At 46.5% G+C, this 23,938-nt stretch carries 21 protein-coding genes and 1 pseudogene; 6 read left to right on the forward strand and 16 right to left on the reverse strand.

Annotated elements, in window-relative coordinates; genetic code table 11:
- Window positions 1–69: 69 nt before the first annotated feature.
- The 3 genes from OIU26_RS22015 to OIU26_RS22025 all read right to left on the reverse strand — a co-directional run bounded on the left by OIU26_RS22015 (window position 70) and on the right by OIU26_RS22025 (window position 5,711).
- The gene (locus OIU26_RS22015; protein WP_264218028.1) at window positions 70–1,620 is read right to left on the reverse strand and encodes a response regulator transcription factor; all 1,551 of its coding nucleotides are present in this window, start codon (window positions 1,618–1,620) and stop codon (window positions 70–72) included.
- Complete coding sequence (locus tag OIU26_RS22020; RefSeq protein ID WP_264218029.1) at window positions 1,617–3,398, reverse strand: sensor histidine kinase; 1,782 nt, start codon at window positions 3,396–3,398, stop codon at window positions 1,617–1,619. Before OIU26_RS22020 ends, OIU26_RS22015 begins: the two co-directional genes overlap by 4 nt.
- A gap of 129 nt (window positions 3,399–3,527) precedes the next feature.
- Window positions 3,528–5,711 (reverse strand): alpha-galactosidase, encoded by a 2,184-nt coding sequence (locus tag OIU26_RS22025; protein ID WP_264218030.1) that lies wholly within the window; start codon window positions 5,709–5,711, stop codon window positions 3,528–3,530.
- 240 nt (window positions 5,712–5,951) lie between these two features.
- Between OIU26_RS22025 and OIU26_RS22030 the strand changes: the two genes are divergently transcribed.
- A complete protein-coding gene (locus OIU26_RS22030) occupies window positions 5,952–6,791 on the forward strand; it encodes an AraC family transcriptional regulator (protein WP_264218031.1) in 840 nt (279 codons plus the stop codon).
- A gap of 66 nt (window positions 6,792–6,857) precedes the next feature.
- On the opposite strand, the gene OIU26_RS22035 is transcribed toward OIU26_RS22030, so the two are convergent.
- From OIU26_RS22035 to OIU26_RS22045, 3 genes are read right to left on the reverse strand one after another with little or no spacing between them, the layout of a single operon-like run.
- Window positions 6,858–7,739 (reverse strand): MetQ/NlpA family ABC transporter substrate-binding protein, encoded by an 882-nt coding sequence (locus OIU26_RS22035; protein ID WP_264218032.1) that lies wholly within the window; start codon window positions 7,737–7,739, stop codon window positions 6,858–6,860.
- 29 nt (window positions 7,740–7,768) lie between these two features.
- Window positions 7,769–8,539, reverse strand: coding sequence for an SDR family oxidoreductase (locus OIU26_RS22040; protein ID WP_264218033.1), 771 nt, complete (start codon window positions 8,537–8,539; stop codon window positions 7,769–7,771).
- Window positions 8,540–8,544: 5 nt separating this feature from the next.
- The gene (locus tag OIU26_RS22045) at window positions 8,545–9,006 is read right to left on the reverse strand and encodes an S-ribosylhomocysteine lyase (RefSeq protein WP_013369209.1); all 462 of its coding nucleotides are present in this window, start codon (window positions 9,004–9,006) and stop codon (window positions 8,545–8,547) included.
- Window positions 9,007–9,283: 277 nt separating this feature from the next.
- Here OIU26_RS22045 and OIU26_RS22050 point away from each other — a divergent pair, with 277 nt between their 5' ends.
- Window positions 9,284–10,084 (forward strand): GTP pyrophosphokinase, encoded by an 801-nt coding sequence (locus OIU26_RS22050; RefSeq protein ID WP_025675679.1) that lies wholly within the window; start codon window positions 9,284–9,286, stop codon window positions 10,082–10,084.
- A gap of 159 nt (window positions 10,085–10,243) precedes the next feature.
- Here OIU26_RS22050 and thrS read toward each other — a convergent pair whose 3' ends face one another.
- The gene (gene thrS / locus OIU26_RS22055) at window positions 10,244–12,157 is read right to left on the reverse strand and encodes a threonine--tRNA ligase (protein WP_025675680.1); all 1,914 of its coding nucleotides are present in this window, start codon (window positions 12,155–12,157) and stop codon (window positions 10,244–10,246) included.
- A 592-nt stretch (window positions 12,158–12,749) separates the two neighbouring features.
- Between thrS and OIU26_RS22060 the strand changes: the two genes are divergently transcribed.
- Together OIU26_RS22060 and OIU26_RS22065 are read left to right on the forward strand one after the other, a co-directional pair.
- A complete protein-coding gene (locus OIU26_RS22060) occupies window positions 12,750–13,259 on the forward strand; it encodes a TetR/AcrR family transcriptional regulator (RefSeq protein WP_264218034.1) in 510 nt (169 codons plus the stop codon).
- A gap of 12 nt (window positions 13,260–13,271) precedes the next feature.
- Window positions 13,272–13,700 (forward strand): annotated as a pseudogene (locus OIU26_RS22065) (DUF3995 domain-containing protein).
- Between the two features lie 14 nt (window positions 13,701–13,714).
- On the opposite strand, the gene OIU26_RS22070 reads toward OIU26_RS22065, so the two are convergent.
- The gene (locus OIU26_RS22070) at window positions 13,715–14,938 is read right to left on the reverse strand and encodes an MFS transporter (protein WP_040102235.1); all 1,224 of its coding nucleotides are present in this window, start codon (window positions 14,936–14,938) and stop codon (window positions 13,715–13,717) included.
- 188 nt (window positions 14,939–15,126) lie between these two features.
- Between OIU26_RS22070 and OIU26_RS22075 the strand changes: the two genes are divergently transcribed.
- Window positions 15,127–15,705, forward strand: a complete 579-nt coding sequence (locus tag OIU26_RS22075; RefSeq protein ID WP_264218035.1) for a TetR/AcrR family transcriptional regulator — start codon at window positions 15,127–15,129, stop codon at window positions 15,703–15,705.
- A 119-nt stretch (window positions 15,706–15,824) separates the two neighbouring features.
- On the opposite strand, the gene OIU26_RS22080 is transcribed toward OIU26_RS22075, so the two are convergent.
- On the reverse strand, window positions 15,825–16,247 hold the full coding sequence (locus tag OIU26_RS22080) for a MarR family transcriptional regulator (RefSeq protein WP_264218036.1): 423 nt from the start codon (window positions 16,245–16,247) through the stop codon (window positions 15,825–15,827).
- Between the two features lie 164 nt (window positions 16,248–16,411).
- On the opposite strand from OIU26_RS22080, the gene OIU26_RS22085 reads away from it, so the two are divergent.
- Window positions 16,412–17,881 (forward strand): MFS transporter, encoded by a 1,470-nt coding sequence (locus OIU26_RS22085; RefSeq protein WP_264218037.1) that lies wholly within the window; start codon window positions 16,412–16,414, stop codon window positions 17,879–17,881.
- A gap of 53 nt (window positions 17,882–17,934) precedes the next feature.
- Here the strand turns inward: OIU26_RS22085 and OIU26_RS22090 are convergent, their stop codons facing one another.
- The 7 genes from OIU26_RS22090 to OIU26_RS22120 all read right to left on the reverse strand — a co-directional run bounded on the left by OIU26_RS22090 (window position 17,935) and on the right by OIU26_RS22120 (window position 23,935).
- Window positions 17,935–19,011, reverse strand: coding sequence for a Gfo/Idh/MocA family protein (locus tag OIU26_RS22090; protein ID WP_264218038.1), 1,077 nt, complete (start codon window positions 19,009–19,011; stop codon window positions 17,935–17,937).
- Between the two features lie 238 nt (window positions 19,012–19,249).
- Window positions 19,250–19,663: a DUF350 domain-containing protein gene (locus OIU26_RS22095; RefSeq protein WP_016819503.1), complete on the reverse strand. Its 414-nt coding sequence runs from the start codon at window positions 19,661–19,663 to the stop codon at window positions 19,250–19,252.
- Between the two features lie 71 nt (window positions 19,664–19,734).
- On the reverse strand, window positions 19,735–21,168 hold the full coding sequence (locus tag OIU26_RS22100; protein ID WP_216976461.1) for a glutathionylspermidine synthase family protein: 1,434 nt from the start codon (window positions 21,166–21,168) through the stop codon (window positions 19,735–19,737).
- A gap of 1 nt (window position 21,169) precedes the next feature.
- Complete coding sequence (locus tag OIU26_RS22105) at window positions 21,170–21,508, reverse strand: hypothetical protein (protein WP_013369194.1); 339 nt, start codon at window positions 21,506–21,508, stop codon at window positions 21,170–21,172.
- Entirely contained in the window at window positions 21,508–21,801 is a 294-nt protein-coding gene (locus OIU26_RS22110; RefSeq protein ID WP_264218039.1) for a hypothetical protein, read from the reverse strand. Before OIU26_RS22110 ends, OIU26_RS22105 begins: the two co-directional genes overlap by 1 nt.
- Window positions 21,802–22,153: 352 nt before the next feature.
- Window positions 22,154–23,059: a M15 family metallopeptidase gene (locus OIU26_RS22115; protein ID WP_013369192.1), complete on the reverse strand. Its 906-nt coding sequence runs from the start codon at window positions 23,057–23,059 to the stop codon at window positions 22,154–22,156.
- Between the two features lie 150 nt (window positions 23,060–23,209).
- Window positions 23,210–23,935, reverse strand: a complete 726-nt coding sequence (locus tag OIU26_RS22120; protein ID WP_058710970.1) for a hypothetical protein — start codon at window positions 23,933–23,935, stop codon at window positions 23,210–23,212.
- Window positions 23,936–23,938 lie beyond the last annotated feature (3 nt).

The following is a 23,938-nucleotide window of genomic DNA, read 5'->3' on the forward strand; positions in this document are numbered from 1 at the left end:
TTAAATCCATCATAAAACAGAGGAGAGTCAGAGCCCATACAACGGATTTCGGGAAAAATCATCCACAAATTATGGATTTCTATATTCCGACGGTGAACAGCCTTCGTACCTTTTGAATTTGCTGTAAAAGTAGTTAACACTTGTATAGCCGACGCTTTCAGCGACTTCGTAAACTTTCATTCCCTGGTCCAGCAACTCCTTTGCCTTGTGAATACGGACTCTGTCCAGATAGGTGTTAAAGTACTCCCCAGTCTTGTTCTTGAATAGCTGACCCAAATAGGCAGTACTATAGTTTAGTAGTCCAGCCAGCGTTTCCAGCTTCAGGTTGTCTGTATAATGACTGTGAATGAAGTCGATCATTTTTTTGAATTCCTGCTCCTTTCCACGAGGTTCGGAGTCTTTCGCCAAAGCTAGCAGGAAACGGTAGGTCTCTTCCAAAAGATCATGTAAATGATCATGCTGGTATATCCCATTCAAAAAACGGGAAACTTCCTCCGTCTCTTTCAACTCGATACAGAAACCCGCGGTCAGCTTGTGAATGACCGCATTGGACAGAAAGAAGAACGACTCTTTGATCGACTTCTCATCTTGCCCCTGTTGGAGAAAAAATGCTGCCGCCTCGTTCAACAATGGAAGTATTACAGTCTGGTTCCCTACTTCCAGACTGTAATACAGGCGGAAGATGAATTCCTCCATCGTTTCTTCAGCTTTATCAGCAGATAATCGGGGGGAATCCAGCGCAGGAGAAAAGAAAGGATACGGACCTAGCAGTCGGTTCTTCTCACTGAAAAAGGATTGTTTTACCGCTTCCTGGGCCTTTAAAAAAGATTTACAAATATCTTCAGGAGCAGATACTGCCCCTCCGGTTGCAGCGACGAACCTAACATTATCCGCAGCATTACGAATCTCATTGTGCAGAATTTCACGCCGTTCTCTTCCGCGCAGCGGCGCGTTGAGCAACAGGACTGTATACGGTGGGATTACTGTGACAAGCCCTATCATCTGCCCCTCGATCTTTGCCTTTAATCCATTCGAAAGCTGGTATGCGACATCGGAACGGTCCACTTCAGAAACACGCGGGTAAACGACCACGACTTCGTAGCTGGTCCACAACAAATCCGCTTCTATTGCTTTACTTCTCAACTTGGCGGGATCTTCAGTTTTCTCTTGAGGGACGAGCAGACTGTGCAGGTATAAATCGCGATTAATAACTTCTCTCTTACGCCACTCCTCTTGAAGGCGCTCCTCTTCGATTCGCTCGCGTATCCGTTTTATACTGGACGTCATTTCATCAATGTCGACCGGTTTAAGGAGATAGCCGAACACCCCGTATTTAATCGCTTGTTTGGCATACTCGAAGTCGGCATATCCACTGAGGATAATAAAATGCAAATGATGACCACCGGACCTCAAGTGCTCAATCAACTGTAAGCCATCCATAACCGGCATGCGGATATCGACAATTACGACATCAGGAGCTTTTTCCTCGATGACTTCCAATGCTTCTTTTCCATTGGCTGCCGTAGCTGTAACGATACATCCGAGGCTTTCCCATGGAATCAATGTTTGAAGCCCTTGACGAAGCTTCGGTTCATCGTCAACGATGACTACCTTAATCATTTGGTTTCACCTCCAGGTATGAAAAACTGAATACAAGTGCCTTTTCCAGGCTCGCTCTCAATATGTAAGGCACTAGAGGTCCCATACAGTAAGACGAGACGATCATTTACGTTTCGTAGTCCAATTCGCTGGACCTCCTGTTCATGTACAGATGCAGCAAGCTCTGCTTGTACAAGGACGAGACGATCGTCCGTGAAACCGGCGCCGTTGTCACATACTATAACTCGAACCCCCTCCGGGATTTTCTTAACTTTCACTTCAATGACAGCTCCTTCTGCTTGATTATCCAGACCGTGTACAATAGAATTCTCCACCAATGGTTGAATAATCAGAGGTGGAACCAGTGTTTCCTCCAAATCCGGATCAACCATTAAGCGATACTCCAAACGGTCTTCATACCGGAATTTTTGAAGATCAAGATAACAGCACACTTGCTCAAGCTCTTTACGCAGTGGAATCTTGTCGTTACCGGCCTCCAGACTGCTGCGCAACAACGCGCTCAACTGCCATACGGCTTTAGCGATATCGTCCTGTTGGCGAATGTGGGCCTCCATTCTAATGGACTCTAGAGAATTGAAGAGAAAATGCGGGTTGATCTGGCTTGCCAGCATTTTGAACTTGATCTCGTTCTGTCTCTGCTCCACCAGGCTTTTCTGACGATTCGTTTCTTGAACCTCCTGGACCAAATGGTTTACGTTACTGACGAGCGCGTTAAATTCCCTCGATAGTAGACCAACTTCATCTTTTCCGTCGATATGGAGATAGGTTTCCCACGAGCCCGCTCCTACTTGGGTCATATGCTTGCTCAAGCGGAGAAGCCTTCTGGATAATAGCGAAGCAGAAGCATAGATAAGTAAGGCTGCAAATATTAGACTAGCTGTGATCACGACTCCGCCGAGCCATATCACTTGATTAGCATCTCGGGTAATTTCAGAAACGGTAAAAACGGAAATAATGCGAAGTCCATTCCAGCTGTTCTGTGGAGTTAGATTTCCGATCACCACTTTCGATGCTTTTCCGTTAATGAGTGTGTTGTAACTTCCTTCCTGTTGGAAAAGTATATTTTCGTCGGCATGAATTTCAGAAAGATTCTTCCCAAACAACTCTGCTTCATTGGACGCGACAATCTGATTCCGGTTATCCACGATCAAGGTAGGGAACGATTCCTGATTCAGAATTGAATTTAATTGGCGCTTGTTAACATTTATGACCAGAACCCCTTTGCGCCCTGGTGAATTTACTGAGAATGATCGAATCAGGCTGAGATAATCGGCATTGTACCTCTCATCCTTAATTAAATTCCAGCCAACCAATCCTTTCTGCTCTATGGCCTCCTTGTACCAACCTGCGGTTGTGATTCTTTCGTCCGGCTGGATAAATTCCCAATTATTAAGTGCTCCAGGATTAGGGACATAGACACGAATGCCGGATATCTCTTTGTACAATTGGAGGTAGTCACGAATACCTGTATACTCCCGGTAAGCCTGAATGACTTCGATGTAGCTGTCATACTTTTGGCTGGCCACCATTTTCATCCGATTGTCATTGGTTAGCCGATACGAGATGTCCAGCGGCACTTTAATCAGTTCTTCTGTACGATTTTGGACCCGCTCGACATTGTTGGATGCTTGCATAAAGGCGTCCTTAATGACGGACTCTCGAAGCTTCCCTGTCAGAAACAGGCCGCATAACAGCAAGGGAAGAACAGCTACCGAAATGAATGTAAGCGTCATCTTCTTTCTCAGTTTCATGTCATTCATCATTCGTATAAAAAACATGGCTTGTCCTCCCCAATCAGTACGCTGATGCGCGCAAAATGCCCCTTTTATACAAAAAGGGGCATGCATAACTCAATCAATTGTTTTCTAACTTTCGCCAATTGTACTGTTGTACTGATCCTTTAAGCCTTAAGCCTTGTTGGACCTTAATGCCCGAAGCCTGAACCATCCACTTTCATAGTCTTTCTGTCTGTAGACAAGAGGGAGGCCCAACTTCATAAGCCGATCCCCCCCATGGATAGACTTTTGCCCGCTATTTCCTGACTGAACTTCATATTCAAGCTCTGGATTTAGTCCATCAAGGCGCAGGGCTCGCCAAGGCGCGTTCGGAACAGCCATCACTTGGAAATAGTAGACGATGGCATCCTCTTGGTCTTCAGAAACAAACATCCAAGCCGATTCGTTATCTTCAAACGGGCTCTTTAGGCGATACAAGTCACCCTTCTGTACTAAGCCACGTATCTGCTTATATACTGCGATTTGGCGTTTGACCGTCTCTTTTTCCTCATCGGTGAATTTCGTGAGATCAAGCTCATATCCAAAATTTCCGGACATGGCCACATCACCTCGAAAATCAAGGGGTGTTATGCGTCCAACTTGATGGTTCGGAACTGCTGACACATGCGCTCCGGTGGCGCTTACAGGATAGACAAGGCTAGTTCCATATTGAATCTTCAGGCGTTCCACCGCATCGGTATTATCACTAGTCCAGACTTGAGGCATGTAGTAAAGCATGCCTGGGTCAAAGCGTCCTCCGCCACTTGAACAGCTCTCAAAAAGAATATGCGGAAATTCGGTGGTGACGCGCTCTAGCAGCTCATACAATCCAAGAACATAGCGATGCGCAGTCTCGGATTGACGTTCCGGCGGCAGTTCGGCGGAACCAATTTCCGTCAGACAGCGATTCATATCCCATTTCACATAAGAGACCGGGGCGCTGGAGAAAATGGCAGCCAGCGAATCGTAGATGTAATCGCGTACTTCCTTGCGAGTATAGTCCAGCACCAGCTGCCATCTGGCTTCGCTGCGCCGCCGTCCTGGAACGTGAAGGCACCAATCTGGATGCTTCCGGTACAGCTCACTGTCTGGGGAGATCATCTCCGGCTCGAACCAGAGCCCGAATTTAAGCCCCAATTGATTGATACGTTTCGCGACATCAGCCAGTCCGTCTGGCAGCTTCCGACGATCCTCGTACCAATCACCGAGAGACGAATTGTCAGAATCCCGTTTTCCGAACCAACCGTCATCCAAGACAAAAAGTTCGATGCCTAGCTCTGCCCCCTCTTTCGCTATCGATACCAGCTTATCTGCATTGAAGTCAAAATAGGTAGCTTCCCAGTTATTGACCAGAATAGGGCGTTCTTCATCCCGATATGTCCCTCGGCAAAGCCGAGTTCGATACAAGCGATGATATGTACGCGACATTTCTCCCAGTCCTTGACCAGAGTAAACCATAACGGCTTCTGGTGTCTGGAAGCTCTCTCCTGGGCTCAGTAACCATGAAAAGTCAAAGGAGTTTACGCCAATGCTAAACCGTGTAGAGCCAAATGAATCTAATTCCGCGCCAGCCTCAAAGCCCCCGCTGTACACAAGGCTAAAGCCGAATGCCTCACCATGGCGTTCTGTTGTCTCCTGCGTGACCAATGCAGTAAAAGGATTAAGTTGGTGACTGCTCATGCCCCTTTTACTATCAATTCGGGTTTCACCTTGAAGGATCGGTTTACGGGTAATATTCCCTTCCCGTGCCCATGCTCCCGAAAGATACATGAACTCTAAATCGCTTTTCCCCGAGAAATCGACACTGGCACTTAGCGCACGGAGGAGTCGAAGACTTTGTTCCCCCTCATTACTTAGACGAGCCGAACGAGCGATTACTTTTCGATCCGCAAAAACAGTATAAAGAAGAACCACTTTAAGACCTGAAAAGGCATCTTTTAATTCCAGTTCCAACGTATCCGCTTCAGCTTCATTCTCGGTATATACGGCCGGAAGGCCAGGTAGAGATGGCTTTCCCTTAATAATCCGGTAACCATCGTACTTTAATTCCGTGATGCGAGTTCCATCCTCCAGCTCTACTTGATACGCTGGGGTACGGAAGTCTCCACTTCCATACTGTGGGTATTCTTGCGGCAGCCGATCCAATCCAGCCGTCGTAGGAGTGTGAAGCAATAGATCAGCCATGGGCTCACGGTGCTTCAACCTGTCTCCCCAGTATACATGTACAGGAAATCCATCGACAATCTGAATAATATAACTCATGCCCGACGACTGCAAATGAAACAGCCCCGGTTGCTCTTGAACAATGATAGCCATTGGGAAAAATAACCCCTCTCTTAGATAATAATCATCAGAGATCCACACCAAAAAGGCACTTAGAAGAATCTTTATGTAGCAGGCGTCAACTAAGTTCATATGGTGTAAAGCTTGATAAGATCCAACAATATAGCAGTAGGTTCTACAGAAATCATATATTAACTTTAGATATGAAGTACATGGCATGGTGCTCACTATTTATGTTATAATGCTTGATAATTTACATAAGGAGATTTTACCGTGATAGAGTATTTGCCACGTAGTAAACAGCACTCTGAATTGTATCTAACTCAGTTTGGCATAGAGAAATGCATACCCAGTCACTTTTTTGGACCTGCTATAAGAGATCACTATTTGCTCCATTATGTTTTGGACGGAGAGGGTACCTTCGAGGTTGGCGGGTTCAGTTATCGCTTGCGGAAAGGACAGTGGTTTCTAATCTGCCCGCAAGTCATCACTTATTATCAAGCCGATGCCGTAAATCCCTGGTCTTATTGCTGGTTTGGTTTTAACGGGACACTGGCAGAAACACTCCTCAAGCAAGCAGGCCTCACGATGGCGTCCCCAATCCTCTACTTTGAAGGAGACCATTTGATTTATCAGTATTTGCAGCAAATGAACGAATCAAGTGGATGCCTTAAAGCTCGGGAAACTAGATTGACCGGGCTGCTTTACTTAATGTTATCGGAGCTTATAGAGTTCAGTCCGGCAGCGTCCTCCGAACAAAAAGAAGGTCGGGCAGAAATTTACGTTGAAAAAGTGAAGGATTTTATTGAAATGAATTATGCTCAAAAAATTACCATTGAGCATATTGCACATTTTATCGGTCTCAATCGAAGCTATTTATGTTCATTATTCAAACAACGAGTAAACACAAGCATTCAAGATTATTTGATTCGCTATAGAATCAATAAAGCCTGTGAAATGATGGGGAACGCCGAACTTTCGATAGGCGATATTTCCCGTTCAGTCGGCTATAATGATCCTTTGCTCTTCTCCAAAATTTTTAAAAAGGTAAAGGGATTCTCTCCCAAGCATTATCGATCCGAAACCCATGCTCAAATTCAAAACGACTACTGAAATTACAAGTAGAAACCTCTAACGAACAAAAGAGATCAACCAGAAAAACTGGCTGACCTCTTTTGTTTATTTTGCGGTTTGCCCTTCCAAATAAGAAACAGGTTCTTTAACCTCTACTTTGGTGCCCCCAAATTCATCCTTAATGTATTTTTGGGTATCCTCGTTATGATAGAGATCCGCTAATTTTTGTAGTCCCTTATCGTTTGCCTTATCCGATGAAGTAACCAGGACGTTAATATTGTTCTTTGTTGCCTGACTGATCTCTTCGTGGAACAAGGAATCCTTCAGTACGTTCAGACCGCCTTCTAAAGCAATCGTGTTCCCGATCAACACCAAGCCTACATCCTGAATCACGCGCGGACCTGTTTTGTCGTCGATTAGTTCAAATTTCAGGTTTTTAGGATTACTAGTAATATCATTGACTGTACCTAAAGCATCATTAAAGTCAGCTTTAAGCTTAATTAAACCGGATGCTTCCAACAGCTTCAAACCTCTTGCTGTATTCGCCGGGTTGTCCGCCAAAGCCACCAACGCTCCGTCAGTCACTTCATCGATGCTTTTGAACTTTTGCGAATAAATCCCCATCGGCTCCAGGTAGGTAGTGGCTATCGCCTTCAAATCGGCTTTGCTCTCTTTGTTATAGCTCACCAGATACGCCCATGATTGGAATGCATTCACGTCCACATCGCCTTGTCTAGTCGCATTGTTCGTTTCGATCCCACCGTTAATTTCCTTTACTTCAATATCCAGCTTGGCATCCTTGGCGGCCTGGGATTGGGCAATATGCTTCCAAATCTGCGCGTCAGACCCCATGGAACCAATGACTACTTTTTGCTTTTCCGCACCGGAAGCGGAGCTGGATCCATTACTGTCTGTGCTTTTATTACCGCATCCTGCGGCTACTAGTAACAAACTAATCCCTAATAGTAAAACGAACGATTTTTTCATGTTGTTTTCCCCCAGATCATGCTAGTATGCTAGTGCATCGTCATTCCACCTGTAACATTAATCGCTTGTCCTGTCATATATGCGGAGAGCGGACTTGCCAGAAACAACACCACATTGGCGACATCCTCTACCTCAGCCGTTCTCCCCAAAGGTACCTGCGAACAATCTTCTTCATATATATCCTGGGCGGTCATTCCGCGAATAACGCCCCCTTCAATCCGCTCGCGATGCTTCATCGGCGTTTCTACGATACCTGGACAAACCGCATTCACCAAAATTTGGTGCGGAGCAAGCTCAATGGCCATCACCTTGGTCAAGCCGAGAACCGCATGTTTGGATGCACAATATCCGCCCATGGCCCGATATCCATTTTTACCAGCCTGCGAAGCAATTTGGATAATTCGCCCTGGTTTACGCGCATCCACCATTTCCTTGGCAAACCGTTTGGACGCTACATACAGCCCAGTTGAATTAATCGAAAATACTTTTTCCCAATCAGCCAACTCACTATCAATGACATAATCCATCGTAGAAGTACCTGCGCAGTTCACTAAAATGTCAGGAACTCCCGATTCGCTGATTAGCAGATTGCACCATCTTTCGATATCACCCGGTTTGGATATGTCCAATTGAGTTTCAACTAGCTGTGAATTGTCCACTCTATACGGCTCTTCATAAGAAATATCAGCAGAAATGACTTTAGCTCCACTCTGAATGAACAGCTCTACAATCCCCTTGCCTATACCTGACTTGCCGCCTGTCACTACTGCTGTCTGATGAGATAGGTCTATTGAAATCATAGATTTTAAAATACTCTTTTGAAAGGATCGCGGCTAATGCCAGCCTCCAACACAATCTTCACATATTCCTGTGCTGAAAAAAGAGAATGATCCTTATAGTTCCCGCATTCCAAAGCAGTAACAGCCGGAACTTCTGTCGTTTCCAGAATTCTTTTCAAGGTTTTTTCCAAAGCAAGTGCAATTTCCTCAGGCTCGTGTTCATTCCATAAAATCAAGTAGAATCCCGTTCTGCAGCCCATAGGAGAAATATCAATAATGCCTTTGATTTCGTCTCTCAGATACGTTGCCAATAAATGCTCCAGCGTATGTACAGCTGCTGTTGGCAGTGCGTCTTCATTCGGTTGCAGAAATCTCAAGTCATACTTTTGTACCGTGCTTCCTTTTTCATCATGCTCTACTCCCGCTGCTCTTACATAAGGAGCCTTTACAATCGTGTGGTCTAATTGGAAGCTTTCTACTTTTGCCATTTTTCTCATCCTCATTTTCTGTAATTTTTATTTTTAGTCTAATGACGACTACTCAACATTTGTGCTATTTTTTTAAAAATTTAATGCTTTAAATCAGCATTTTTGCAATTATACATCGGATTACTCGGTTTTACCACTATAATTATTATTTTATTTCTCATTTCTTTGTCCGTCTCTCCTTTGCCTGTACGTTTTGACATAGTGTACAATATATACGGTAATCCATCTTTACGAAATAGATCGAGGACATCGTAAGCCTCATTTAGGAGAATGCTCTGTGAATGAACCGGATTGGAAGCACTTGAATGCTGTCCCTTTGCCCTTGCAGGAATTTCAGCTACAGCTGGACCAGAACAGTGTGGACGCCAAGCAACTAGAGGAGTGGAAAAAAATCCCCGTCCTTTATCAACTAGCTCTGGAGGAATTAAAGAACAAAATTAAGCTGATCCAGACGGAATGGAAGCTGATAGATGGTTTTAGCCCGATTGAGCACATTAAAACCCGGATCAAAGAACCCCACAGCATTGTGGAAAAAGTTCGGCGCAAAGGGCATGAGGTCACCCTGGACAATATATTGCGTGAAATTCATGATATCGCAGGCATGCGCGTGGTATGTGCTTTTGTCAAAGATATCTATCGTCTGATGGATCACCTCCGCACACGTGAAGACATTCGCATACTAGAGGTAAAGGACTATATTGCCCATCCTAAGCCCAACGGCTATCAGAGCCTACATGTTATTGTGGAAATTCCACTGATTCTGTTTGAGGGCACACGCTGGATTAAGGTCGAGATTCAATTGCGCACATTGGCTATGGATTTTTGGGCCAGTATGGAGCATATTTTGTACTATAAGTTTGATAAGAAAGTGCCCGAACATGTCGTTAACGGATTGACCGAAGCTGCACGTGCAACCTACGAACTGGATCAGAAAATGCTCAAGCTGCGCGGGGAAATTTTATCGCTTAGCGAGGAACAGAATGTGGAAGAGTCTCCAGGGAAACGAGCTGAAGAGTCAGCTTTGAAGACACTTTCCCTCCCTGCAGATCACGCCACTTCTCGGTCACAGACTTGCTAGGCACACAGGCACAGGATAACTAAACCATTCAATCGAGGCTGTTCCCCCTTGTGCTGGAACTTAGGAACTTATGTAAAATGTATAAATAAAGAGCCGTCAACACCACTATGATCATGGTTTTGACGGCTCTTTTACACTTTTTTTCAATCAAATCAAATATTACTGCTTCTCATGAATCTCTGTGCTGATTTTCTCAACGATGTCCGCAATGCTGAATGACCCCAGATCGCCTTCACCCCGTTTGCGCACGGCTACAGTACCGGTTGTTTTTTCATTTTCCCCGATAACGAACATGTATGGAACCTTCTCCAATTGCGCTTCACGGATTTTATAACCGAGCTTCTCATTCCGAGTATCCACTTCGACGCGCAGACCCGCTTTCAGCAACGCTTCCTGCACCTCATTGGCAGTCTCAATATAGTTCTCGGATACAGGCAACAGCTTCGCATGAACAGGAGCCAACCACAATGGGAATGCACCTGTAAAATGCTCAGTCAGGATGCCCATGAAGCGGTCAATTGAACCGTAGATGGCACGGTGAATAACGACCGGACGGTGCTTCTGGTTATCCTCGCCCACATAAGTGAGGTCGAATTTTTCAGGCATTTGGAAGTCCAATTGGATCGTACCGCACTGCCAGCTGCGTTTGAGCGCATCGAGAATGTGGAAGTCAATTTTCGGACCGTAAAATGCTCCATCTCCCGCATTAATACGGTAGTTGATGCCCAGGTGATCCAGCACGTTTTGCAGAGCTTGTTCCGCTTGATCCCACAGCGCTGGCTCGCCCATAAAGTCATCTGGACGTGTGGACAATTCCACTGTGAAGTCAAAGCCAAACACACTATACATTTCGTTAATCAGCTTGATTACGTCTGTAATCTCTTTTTCAATCTGACCTGGTGTAACGAAAATATGCGCATCATCCTGACAGAATGTACGAACACGCATCATACCGTTCAGCGCGCCGGACAGCTCATGACGATGCACTTGTCCAAATTCGGATATACGAATCGGCAGATCGCGGTAAGAATGAAGTTCATTTTTAAATACAAGCATATGCCCCGGGCAGTTCATCGGTTTCAAAGCAAATGTAGTTTCATCTACTTCGGAGAAGTACATGTTTTCCTTGTAATGCTCATAGTGTCCCGATTGTTCCCACAGACGGTTGTTCATCATCAGCGGTGTACGTACTTCCTCATAGCCATGCAGACGTTGAATGTCACGGGAATAATCTTCCAACGCAGTACGCACAACCATACCTTTAGGCAGGTAGAACGGCATACCAGGTGCTTCTTCGGAGAACATGAACAGCTCCAGCTCTTTACCCAGCTTGCGATGGTCGCGTTTTTTTGCTTCCTCCAGCAAGTGCAAATGCTCATCCAGTTGTGCTTTTTTAGGGAATGCTGTTCCGTAGATACGTTGCAGCATCTTGTTGTTGGAATCGCCTCTCCAGTATGCACCCGCTACACTTAACAATTTGAAAGCCTTGATACGGCCAGTGGACGGCAGATGCGGGCCACGACACAGGTCAAAAAATTCGCCTTGATCATAAATCGTAATTTCCGCTTCTTCTGGCAAATCACGGATCAGTTCCAGCTTCAATGGATCTTCCATTTCACCAAAAATACGAGTTGCTTCCTCACGGCTAACCACACGACGTGTAATCGGCAGATTTTCCTGCGTGATCTTCGCCATTTCCTTTTCGATCTTCGCCAGATCGTCAACGGACAGTGGGTTTTCGATATCAATGTCATAATAGAAGCCGCTGTCGATGACTGGACCAATACCCAGCTTCACATTTTTCTCACCGTAAATACGTTTGAGCGCCTGGGCCAGCAAATGCGCTGTGCTGTGACGGTAAATTTCCAGACCATCTGCACTGTCCAGCGTAACAATTTCAAGGTCAACGTTCTGATCCAAAACGGTGTTCAGATCGACAGCCTTCCCGTTCACTTTACCTGCTACTGCGTTCTTTTTCAGCCCGGAGCTGATCGAACCCGCCACGTCGGCGATAGTTACGCCCTGCTCGTACTCGCGTACGGCTCCATCCGGCAATTTCACTTGAATACTCACGATTAAAGCCTCCATTTCAAATTGTGTGCTATATCAAAATTGAACGCAAAAAAACGCCTCTCTCCCTCAAGGGACGAGTGCGTTCAGCTCGTGGTTCCACCCTAGTTCGGCCCGCTGCTGTACATACATTCATGTTCATCAAAACATGCTCATGCACGACCTGCGTGGCCCTCCATTGGTATCCGTTAACGGGGATAAATCGGTGGGCGCTTACTGATGTCACTGCCAGCTTGCACAGTTACACGTTCAACGTCACAGCTACAAAGGGGTAACTTCACATGCGGTTGCCGGAAAAGCTCTCAGCCTCGTCTTTTCTCTCTGAACGGCCCTTCAAGGAAATCATGTCTTTGGTCAATGCCTTGAATATTACTATATGCTACAGCATTATAGATCAAATTCGCAGGTATTTCAAGTGGACGTTTATGTAACTTTCTGTCTTATTTATCATCCAGCTATGAAGACGAATAAGCCTATATTTACACCCCACTAAAAACACTGTAGAATATTTCTCATCTAGACGATACCGTACAGAAAGAAGGCGAAAGAGATACCTAAGATCATTGTCACAGAAGAACAATGGATTCAAAAAGGAATGGAACGTTTTGAACAGGGCGGAATTGATCAACTCATTGTTGAAAAAATGGCTACTGCTTTAGGGTGCAGTAAGAGCAGTTTTTATTGGTATTTTACCAATCGCAGCAGCTATATTAGACAAATTGTAGAGACATGGAAGGCACAGACGACACAACAGGTGATGACCGCGTCCATCACCCATGCGACCGCAGATGAGCGAATCCAAGAGTTGCTAACCCAGATGTTTGGCAAGACAAAACGGGGTGATTTTCTGTTTTATCTGCGCAAGCTGTCATTGAAGGATGATAGTTACCGTTCCTTGCTCAATGAAGTCGAACAGATGCGAATGGAGTTTATGAAAGAGCTTTTAGTCCAGAAGGGAATGCAGCCAGAGAAAGCCTCTCAGAGATCATGGATGTTGTACCATTACTATTTGGGTTGGTATGAGCGTCACAAGCAAGAGACGTTAAGTGACGAAGCGATCCAGCAGCATATTCATAAGATTTGGACAGAGTGGATTTCAAATTAAGGGGGATATCAGATGTTGGAGTTACTTACATGGGCAGTTGGCGGAATTCTATTTGTACTGAGCGGTATGCACTTATATTGGGTATTCGGCGGACAAAAAGGTGCTAAGGCAGCGATCCCAAGCACGGGAACGGATTTGCTTTTTAAACCCTCCAAAATAGGGACGTCGATTGTTGCCATTTTACTAGCCTTAGCCGCTTGATTCGTTTTGGAGTTAGGGAGAGTCGTACCAATTCAGTTTTTCCATTTCTTCTATTTCTACGGTGCAGGCTTGTTGTCATGTTTATTTATTTTACGTTCTATAGGAGATTTCAAATGGGTAGGGTTCTTCAAGAGAAAAAAAGGAACGGTTTTTGCAAAATGCGATACTGTGCTCTATTCGCCCCTTTGTTTTCTCTTGGGAACAGCCATTTTAATGATGATGCTTTTACGTACGGCATAGCTCAAAGCTGATCTTTACCCGATTTGTTTCTTTCGTACGTCTCCACCAGTTTCTTTCTCAGTGAAATAGTACAGTAAAGCCAGCACAGGCAAAATGACTCCAATCAGAGCGCTGAAATTCCAACCACCCAACGCATAAGACCAACCACCTAATGATGATCCAATCGCTCCACCTATGAAAAAGATAGACATGAATAATCCATTCAGACGCCCTCTCGCTTCACTTCCCAAGGAGTAAATAACGCGTTGCCCAAGCACCAGGTTTCCCGATACAGCCATATCCAGTGTAATCGCTGAAACAAAGAGAAGGATGAGCGCAGCCGTCGAATGACTTTGGAAAATATAGATGACCAAAAAGGACAAGGCGGCAATGACCATAGCTAGCCCGGTTAAACCTTTGCTCCAACCTTTATCAGCCAATCTCCCGGCAATCGGAGCTGCTATTGCGCCCCCTACGCCTACTAGAGCAAACAGTGCAATTCCTTGCTGGGACATGCCGAAATCATCCGCCAAGCGTAGAGGAACAACCGTCCAAAACAGGCTGAAAGCACCAAATAGGCAGGCTTGATATAAGGCACGGCGGCGCAATGCAGGCGTTTGTTTGAAAAGAGTACCTAGCGAGAGAATCAGTTTACTGTAAGATACCGTAGGTACAGGCTTGCGCTCTGGAAGAGCCCGCGAGAGAAGAATCGTCAACAACGTCAGAACGATGGCTGACATAATAAATACTGCTTGCCATCCCCAAATGCTGGTTATGAAGCTTGCCAATGGACGTGCGAACATAATGCCTAGCAGGAGTCCACTCATGACATTCCCGACAACCCGGCCGCGCTGTTCTTCGGATGCTAAATAGGTAGCGTACGGTACCAGTATTTGGGCTACTACAGATCCAACTCCAATGAACAAGGATGCGGTCAGGAACGACGTGGCATTGGGGGCAAAGGCAGCAACAAGCAATGCACAGACTGTAATGATGAGCGATACGACCATGAGCCGTCGATTTTCAATAATGTCGCTAATGGGTACGATAAACAGCAGTCCCACAACATAACCGATTTGAGTTAAAGTGACAATGAAGCCCGCTGTTGTGGAAGAAAGGCCCATCGCTACATGAATAGGTCCTACCAGGGTTTGAGCATAGTAAAGGTTGGCAACAATAAGGCCGCATGCCGCTGCCAACAGAAACATCATCCAATTTGAAATACGGTTACCTTCTACGGCTTGTTGTTCTCTTTGCATGATAATCCTCCTCAATAATTTAAATACTGAACGTATAGTTCTTTAATTAGATAATCAAATAATATACTGAACGTTTCGTTTTGTAAATAGGCGAATTCAACTTTTTATTCTTACCTGATATTTGATATACTGAACGTATAGTTTATTTTAATGTTTTCTTATATCTATGTAAGAAGGTGAGCATTCCAGTGCAGAGTAAAAGAGGACGTCCGCGTAATGTCGAGTCGCAAAAATCTATCCTTACCGCCTCTTATGATCTACTGTTGGAGCAAGGCTTTGGGGCTGTTACGGTAGAAAAAATTGCTGAGCGAGCAAAAGTGAGCAAAGCCACCATATATAAATGGTGGCCTAACAAAGCTGCCGTAGTGATGGATGGTTTCCTGTCAGCTACCATGGCAAGATTGCCCGTGCCCGACACAGGTCGTGTATTGGACGATATTCTCATTCATGCTACGAATTTAGTGCGGTTCTTAATAAGTCGAGAAGGTAAAATCATTACGGAGTTAATTGGTGAAGGGCAACTTGATCCAGGATTAGCAGAGGCATACCGAACACGATATTTCCATCCTCGGAGACTTGAAGCCAGGCATCTAATTGAGCGGGGAATTGAGCGCGGGGAATTGAGGGAGCATCTGGATGTTGAATTATGTATCGATCTCATTTATGGGCCGGTTTTTTATCGATTGTTGGTAACCGGTTATCCATTAGACGATGCCTATGTACGACAATTAGTCATGAATGCGTTCAAAGGGATTAGCTTGGACTGAATTGCGAATGCCATATAGCGGGGCTGGCAGCCACCACAGAGTATTCTCCGTGGTGGCTGCTTATTTCTTTTTTCCTTTTTCTTTTACCCGCCGATCCTCTATGCTAACTCCTGCTTTATTTATTCGTCAGGATCTATACTAATCTTTTGCAGTAAGTCGATCAGAAGGTCCTCTTCCTCTTCGGATAAATTGTGGACAAGACCGGCATTGAGCTCGTCCAGTATTGCTTGTAGGACAGGAGCGAATTCTAATGCCTTGGCCGTGGGAGACACAAGTTGGGAACGACGATCATTCGGGTCCGTTTTACGTTCAATGTAGCCTGATTCCTCTAATTGTTTTACAGAGCGTGTCGTGGTTGCCTTGTCAAATTTAAGTTCATTCGTCAGCTGCTCCTGTGTAATACCTGGCCGCTGCAAAATAATCTTTAAAAAACTGTGTTGCCCCCCACTGCCGATTCCGTAAGGAGCCAGTTTTTTGGACAGTATTTTTTGATTTCGACGGTACAGGTGGGAAATTAGCTTTCCAATCGGTTTTTTCCTCATTAAATACACCTCATTGGCTTGAAAATGGCAATCCCCAGCTGGGACCAAAACAAAGTTTACAATACTATTGTTGCGCACGCAACTAATTTGCTGTACACTAGAACCGTTCATTTAGTTGCGTATGCAACTAAAGAGGAACTGTCAACGATAAAGAGGTGTTCATAATGAGTTCAACTGCTACAACTGCTGCAACCTATCAAGAGAATATCGAAGTTCAGAAGAAACGTTGGATGATTTTAATTGTTTTAAATCTGTTTACGTTTATGTCCACCTTGGATGGAAGTATTGTTAATATTGCTCTTCCTGTGTTATCTCGCACGTTACATTTACCTGTGGCACAGATTGAATGGGTGACAACCGCCTATTTAATGGCGATATGTACCGCTATTTTATTTTTTGGCAAGCTGGGGGATATGGTCGGTAAAATCAAAATATTCAAAATCGGCACCATCATATTCATTCTTGGCTCCCTATTGTGCGGTCTTAGCTCTTCACTCTCCCTATTGCTGATTTCGCGCATCATTCAGGCAATTGGAGCATCCATGACCATGGCGAACAGCCAAGGGATCGTAACAGATATCTTCCCGTCTACTGAACGGGGCAAAGCGCTTGGCCTCATCGGAACCTTCGTTTCTTTGGGTAGTATCGCCGGGCCGAGCTTGGGCGGTATTATTGTCTCCTCGCTGGGCTGGCAATACATTTTCTGGGTCAATGTACCGATAGGCCTGATCGCTGTCTTTCTGGGCTGGAGGCTTCTGCCTAAGGATCTGATCAAGGTGAAGGATAAGATCGACATTCCTGGCAGCCTGGTGTTTGCTATTTTTATTCTCACTTTATTCGTCGGATTGTTGCTGGGACAGCAGGTCGGGTATGGAGACCCACGTATTATTGCTTCGCTGGTAGTGGCCGTAGTTGCTTTTGCCATATTCATTTGGTTAGAATTGCGTCGTCCACGGCCGCTGTTACAGCTCGCTCTATTCAAAAATCCGTTGTTTTCGCTCAGTATTTTGTGTGCTTTTCTGGTGTTTGTCGCTAACTTCTGCTTTAACATCATTTCGCCTTTCTATGCACAGAATATGCTGAACTTGTCGCCTTTTTATGCCGGATTTCTGCTGATGTTGTTCCCCATCTCTATGGTTATTGTGGCCCCGCTCAGCGGCGCGCTTTCCGATAAAATCGGGTCTGAACTACTCACCTTCGCCGGGCTGGTGGTTATGGTCGTTGCCCAAATCGGATTAGCGGAGCTGCATGCAGGTAGCTCCATCCCGCTCGTCGGTCTGTGGATTGCCATGCTGGGTATTGGCAGTGGTTTATTCCAATCGCCGAACAATTCGCTGATTATGTCCAAGGTACCCCGTACACAGCTTGGCTCAGCCGGAAGTGTTAATTCACTGGTGCGCAACGTCGGGATGGTTGTAGGGATCACGCTGGCCACAACCATTCTCTTTAATGTTATGAGTAAAGAGGCTGGTTATCGAGTCACCGGATTGGTTCCGGGTCACCCTGAAATTTTTCTGGAAGGAATGCATGTAGTCTTTATGACGTCTGCCTCCATCTGTCTTGTAGCGGCATTGTTAACAGGCTGGAGGCTGATTGGGGCAAAACGGGCAAGAACGCAGCAAGAAAAGAGATAGAGCCTTCAGGATGCCAAACAGGCTAATTATAAAAAGATTACTATACTATCTCCTTATACTTCTACTAAACGTCCGTTCTCTCTCCAGGATTGCAGTATTTTCTCAAGTACCCACTGATTGTTGTATCCGTCATCGAACAATGGAGCTCGATCCACGAACTCCCCCCTTGCCAGCTTAACAAAATCGCCATCGGCTGTATGATTATAGATTGGTGGAACAGCCCAAGTCTCGTATTCGGCATCCGGGTGTTCTAGGTCACGCAACACAATGCGAATACTTTCCGGATTATTGAGACTTGCGTGCAGCGTACCGAGTTCGCCGTAGATATCCACTTCGATATCGTGACGTTTGCCGATGGCATTTTTGTGAGTGATGAAGGTACCCACGGTATTATCGCCAATGATGCCATGAAAGGCGGCGAGATCTTCCACATCCACTTTTACAGGCAGACCCGTGACCGGATCGGGCCGCTCAGGTGTAATGATATGTAGCAGCGCCGCGACGCTTTTAAATTCACCAATCAGAAAACGGGCCAGATCAATAATATGTGAGGCCGTATCCCCCACGACTCCAGAGCCGGCCCTGGCTAAATTGTGTCGCCATGTATACGGATGCTGACGATACGGTGAAAATGCATCCATTAGATAACGAAATTGAATATTATAGATTTTGCCCAGCTTGTGCTCATCCAGCAGTTGCTTGGTATATTGGAAGGCCGCGCCGTAGCGATGCTTGTAGTGAACCAGCAAAGGCACCGGATTCGCGGTATACAGCTTTTTCAACTGACCTGCCTCCGACCACGTGAGTGTCAATGGTTTCTCTGCCAGTACAGCTTTGTGTTCTTCCAGCGCAATACGAATAATGTCAAAATGCACATCATTGGGTGTCAGCGACAGAATCGCATCTACCTCTGGGTCACGGATTAATGCTTCATAATGGGAGTACCGCTTGGAGGCAGGCAGTTGCAATTGCTCTCCGATGGCTTGAAGGCGGTTCGCATTTACATCACTAACGGCCACAATCGATACCCCCGACATGCTGTGTAATGATCTGATGTGATATTCAGCGATCAGGCCCAAGCCGATGATACCCATCCGAATGGGTAGGGTTGGGGAGGTGGAGGTACTCATATGTTCAGAATTCCCTTCTCTACAATTTGGTTTGATATCTGGAGCACATTCCTTTTTGCTATGCAGTATCACCCGTACCTTTGTAGAATAGTCCCCATCAGAAGTGATCATCGTAAGTTTTACTTCCACAGACAGATAGCAGACAGTGAATATAATTCGCCATAAAAAAAGGATCTGCAGCTCCGTTGTCCGGTTTTGCAGATCCTTTGTACTTCTTTCTTTATACCGACTACATCGACTACATCAAAAATGTACCTACGACAAAAGATACCCCAATGATGATTGAGCGCAGCAGCTGTGCCAGAGCCACATTGCCTTTTGCAATTTCCTCACACACCTTGGTGCGCGGTGTCACCAGATCAAAAATCACATACACCAGGCACAGCACCACAATGCCCACGGCCGACCAGGTCAGCATATCGAGCCATGAATGGCTGCTATACGACACCATTCCCACGATGATACACAGACCTAGCAGCTTTGCCCCCATATAGATGCCTGCCGCTTCATTGCCGCGTGCGATTTCCTGATTATCGTTATAACGTGTCAGCAAGCTGAACACAAAATAACCTACGATTAAGATGGCAAACAAGATAAGCAGGCCGATACCTACATTGCCCAATGCGTTGCCCAAACTGATATGAGAGTCCAATTTTTTTCCTCCTTATGATACTTATGAATAGGAACAGATCTGTTCGAATATTTTACATTTTACAATTCAGCTTATACAGCGGGTGGATTAGAAGGTTCGTTGGCAACGGCGGCAGCGCAATAGTAGGCCATATCGCCTGTTACCTTTTCACCGATTCGCGGCAGAACCCCCGCAAAACGCCCCCCGATCACGAATATACCTGTCAGTACGTAGCCGTGAAATAGCCCTTCCTCAGTCTGCACCTCTGCGCTCTGCATGGGCCACAGCCGCTGATAAATCTTAGGCTGTCCCTCGTAATAAGCGGCAATATGTGCGGCTTCCTCCTGTTCAGGTGTTAGTGGAGCATCAGCTTGATGATGCAGATCAGGCTGGTCAGCCTTCGCATTTTGGGCCACTCCCAAGACACCTTCCAGTCTCTTCTCGGGCTCAGGCTGCTCAATCAAATGCGTGCCTTTACCCTCTCGGCCCCATATGCCTTTGGCGACATAAGGCTCTTTATTTTGCAGAAACACGGATGGCTCAAAATATGTAGGTAGCAGGTAGGTTCGTATCACCTCCAGCTCCCGTTCGTCAAACAAACGAAAACCGCAGAACGCTGGCGTCTGTTCATTGCGCTCGTACAGCGACCATACGGTTGCGGTGAACCCTTTGCTCTGCGTAATGATATGCTGCGGCGGATTGATTAGTCCTATTTTTCCGTCTGCCACCATATCCATTAACGCCTGCCCCACCTCAAGCCCTGTGTCCTCTTCCCGATCTTCAATCAGATATTCCAGCGGATACAGGCGATAGAGGATGTGAATCTGCTCTCCACGGTGATACAATCCTTCATTCGGGATAATTTCCAGTTCTTCCAATGGCGCATAAACCACTTCAAACCCGGCTTGTTCACATAATCGCATGATATATTTGGTATTCGTCTGATCCTCAATATGCCAATCATAGCAAGTGAAATACACCTTTGTCCCCAAACCCTTACGGCTATAAAAATGAATGAGCTCCGTCAAGGCAGACTGAATCGCCTCATCCATTCCAGATGAGGGTCCATGTAGAGCAATGTCATCCCCTGACATTCTCTCACCATGCAGCACCTCCAGCAGCTTTCCTTCGAGATAAGCCACCTCGGGAATCCCGGTCGGGGTATCGGTGTTATTCTCAATGCACTTGATCCCCGCTTCCCCCACAATCCAGTCCTGACGGGTGATCCCATCCGGCGCGGCTTCCATCCGTGCAGCACGCAGCAAGCCTGGATGAATCCCCAAACGCTCTACCAGATATTCATCCGGCATATAGCGCTGGATAAATTGCTGAACCTTGCGATAAATACGATGTACCGCCTCAGAAGCAGCCTGAAGCTCTGCCAGCTCGCTTTCCCGATACACCGTTAAGGCCGGCACGCAGTAGGACTTGCCGTACATGCGATGATACGGAATCATATGGCTGATTTCACCCTTAAAAAGCTCGTCATGTTCATAAGGTAATTGCCGAATCGTACGCATGCTCATTTTAACCCCCAGAAAAAAAGCCGCTGCGTGAGCCACTGCTGCCAAAACCACTGTGTGAACTGGAAGATGAGGACGAGCTTTTGCGATAAGAGCTGGAGGAAGAACGGCTGCTATGATATGAGGAGCCTCCACTATAATAGGTCGATCCGCCATAATAATACCCGCTGCTGCCTGAATCCCGACAGGCCGTTTGCTCCGATACAGGGAGCTCGTCGCAGTCATAATACTCGTCGTCACCGCAACCCGTCAGAGCGGCCGGGACAGCCAACATCAGGGCAAAGGCCGCCATCCGTGCACGAGAGCCGGGCTTGGATTTCATGGTTTCCCAAGAATGCTCCATCACAGATCGACCTCCTTCACAAACAAATGCACCTTTTTCAACTGAGGGTCCAATACCGAATATATAAATTCGTATGTTTTGCCACCCAATACCGTATAGTGATCCAATAGCCGTTGGGCTAGGTCTAAGGTAAATGCCGAACCTTCCCGCTGATCCATGCTACGGAACGCAGGCTCATGCCATACCCAGTACAATGCGCTGAATGTGGACGTATAGCCTCCCTCACTGGCTAGCACGAGGTCCGTGATCGACGCGCCGTAAGGCTGTGCACGTTCCCCTGTAAATTCGGTCACATAGACGGAATGATCCGTATGCTCCTCACTTTCATTCGAGGTATGCGCCCATAGTTTGTCATGGAGACGCGTAGCGTCTACAAGCTTGCGCAGAAACAGCTCATCTCCCGATACGGATTCCCGTGTCAGGCTGCGCAGTTCCTTTTGAGTGTCTTCTGACCATTCGCGATACGTTAATGAATAATAAATGATAATTCCCTTCCCTTCCTGTACGCTTCTGTCATGAGGTTTACTATAAATTCAAGCTTCTGTCGTCGTTCACTATACGAGATTCTACCTTGAAAAGGTTCAATTTGGAAGAAAAATACGACAAAAAGCCGCAATCCCCAGGATTACGGCTTGGTTGCAGCGCCTATAGCTTGATATTGTTTTCGTCGAAATATTCCTCCAGCGTCAACCCTTGCTTGGCTACATCCTCTGCAATGTCTACTCCCACATAACGGATATGCCAAGGCTCGTACACATAGCCGGTCACATCTTCCTTACCCTGCATATAACGAATAATAAAGCCGTATTCCGGTGCATGTTGTTCCAGCCATTGGCCTTCCTTGGAAGCTCCGAACGATTGCTCCAGCACATTGCCTACGCTGGGGCTGGATACGTCAATGGACAATCCCGTCTGATGCTCACTCGTACCCGGTACAGCGCTGACTTTAGAGGCATATTCCTGCCCCTTTGTCTTTACATTGTTGTCGAAAATAGACACCTGACGCTTATAGGAACGGTATCCCGATACCGCACGCAGCTCAATGCCGTCCTTTTTCGCACCGTCGAACAGCTTCTCCAGTGCCTCTGCCGCTTCCTTACGCAAATGCCGCTTCTCATGCGGTCCCTCAAAGGAAAAAGGCACCTGCGGCTCTACCAGATCATCCGGGACGTAGCCCACAGGCAAGCTGCGCTTTTTGTTCACAACGACTGTATCCGAAGTCGCATTGGTGACAACCGCAGTTCCATCCTCTTCCTTAACTGTGGCCTGCAATGCACTTTGGCTTCGCAACGCCATCACAGGATCAGCCTGTCCACTTCCTGTATCCGCAGAGGCTTGTCCAGCGCTAGTACTGCCATTCCCCGCATCCGTCTGGGTGGAAGGCTGTACATTCTCCTGTACCGTTGTGGATGATTTTAATGGCTCACTTTCCTGTCCACCTGATCCTCCTTGCTGGCAAGCTGCCAGCAATAGCCCTGGCAAGATCAACCCCGGAATGAGCGCTTTGGTCCATCGCTGAGATGTGCGCGTCTGTTGTATATGTCGTTTCATGCTGGTATCTCCTCCAATATTGCAATTGATACATGACTTGCAGTGACTTTTCCGTTCCTCATTGTAACTGAACTTTGGACACTCTTCGAAGCCGTTATCCTATCCAATGAGGGTGAACAGACTCGAAAAAGAAAGCATATACCCGAATTATTACGGATTATGACGTTTTTGCGGGATTGCAGCCTGGGCTCGCTCGGCTACCCGTTCACGTATGAGTTTCAATGCTTCTTCGGCACGGGGTAACCCTGGCAGCAAGGACGTAATATCGGTCTCCTTTTTGGAAGCAAGTTTCTGCGGTAGGCGGATTTCAATGGCATGAAAGCCTGCTCCGGGACGATGTAACGCTCCTTCAGCTGCAGATTCTGCAATCCACTCGCTAATCGCTGCCGTTCCGCTGCGTCCGCCCTCCGCGCGTGAGGTAGGCTCAAGCGCGGGGGATGTTCTCTGCATATGGGATAACTCTCCAGCCCAAGCACTAAACACGTATTCCAGCAGCTCTTCCTGCGTCATTCCGATCAACGCCGGACAGTGTTGTGGCTCGTTTTCCAGTCCGGCCTGAAGAGCTTTCTTCACGTCTTCGACTGCACCCAGCCCATTCTCTCTGCTGGAGATGGCGGTCTCAGCTGCGAGTTGAACAATCTCATCCAGCGACAGGCAAGCTTCCCCTTTCAGAAGACGGTAGATGTCCAAAGGCTCCGCTTTTAACTGCTCCAGCCATGCCCCTCGCTGTTCCAGGTTCAGTACAGGCACTGGGCCAGTCCATTGAACGGGATGTGCGAAAGGTACACCCGTCGATTTACCTTCTGGCCCATTGCCGTCTAATTCCACGATCCATCGACCGTCAGTTACTTTCAGCTTCACTTGCGGTCTCGTCATCGC

Source organism: Paenibacillus sp. BT-177, assembly GCF_025846815.2.
Classification (GTDB): domain Bacteria; phylum Bacillota; class Bacilli; order Paenibacillales; family Paenibacillaceae; genus Paenibacillus; species Paenibacillus polymyxa_C.

Coding starts and splice junctions, on each gene's coding strand:
- OIU26_RS22015 (WP_264218028.1), bottom strand. CDS start 1,620: ATGATTAAGGTAGTCATCGTTGACGATGAACCGAAGCTTCGTCAAGGG.
- OIU26_RS22020 (WP_264218029.1), bottom strand. CDS start 3,398: ATGTTTTTTATACGAATGATGAATGACATGAAACTGAGAAAGAAGATG.
- OIU26_RS22025 (WP_264218030.1), bottom strand. CDS start 5,711: ATGGCTATCATTGTTCAAGAGCAACCGGGGCTGTTTCATTTGCAGTCG.
- OIU26_RS22035 (WP_264218032.1), bottom strand. CDS start 7,739: ATGAAAAAATCGTTCGTTTTACTATTAGGGATTAGTTTGTTACTAGTA.
- OIU26_RS22040 (WP_264218033.1), bottom strand. CDS start 8,539: ATGATTTCAATAGACCTATCTCATCAGACAGCAGTAGTGACAGGCGGC.
- OIU26_RS22045 (WP_013369209.1), bottom strand. CDS start 9,006: ATGGCAAAAGTAGAAAGCTTCCAATTAGACCACACGATTGTAAAGGCT.
- OIU26_RS22060 (WP_264218034.1), top strand. CDS start 12,750: ATGGAACGTTTTGAACAGGGCGGAATTGATCAACTCATTGTTGAAAAA.
- OIU26_RS22070 (WP_040102235.1), bottom strand. CDS start 14,938: ATGCAAAGAGAACAACAAGCCGTAGAAGGTAACCGTATTTCAAATTGG.
- OIU26_RS22080 (WP_264218036.1), bottom strand. CDS start 16,247: ATGAGGAAAAAACCGATTGGAAAGCTAATTTCCCACCTGTACCGTCGA.
- OIU26_RS22085 (WP_264218037.1), top strand. CDS start 16,412: ATGAGTTCAACTGCTACAACTGCTGCAACCTATCAAGAGAATATCGAA.
- OIU26_RS22090 (WP_264218038.1), bottom strand. CDS start 19,011: ATGAGTACCTCCACCTCCCCAACCCTACCCATTCGGATGGGTATCATC.
- OIU26_RS22100 (WP_216976461.1), bottom strand. CDS start 21,168: ATGAGCATGCGTACGATTCGGCAATTACCTTATGAACATGACGAGCTT.
- OIU26_RS22105 (WP_013369194.1), bottom strand. CDS start 21,508: ATGGAGCATTCTTGGGAAACCATGAAATCCAAGCCCGGCTCTCGTGCA.
- OIU26_RS22115 (WP_013369192.1), bottom strand. CDS start 23,059: ATGAAACGACATATACAACAGACGCGCACATCTCAGCGATGGACCAAA.
- OIU26_RS22120 (WP_058710970.1), bottom strand. CDS start 23,935: ATGACGAGACCGCAAGTGAAGCTGAAAGTAACTGACGGTCGATGGATC.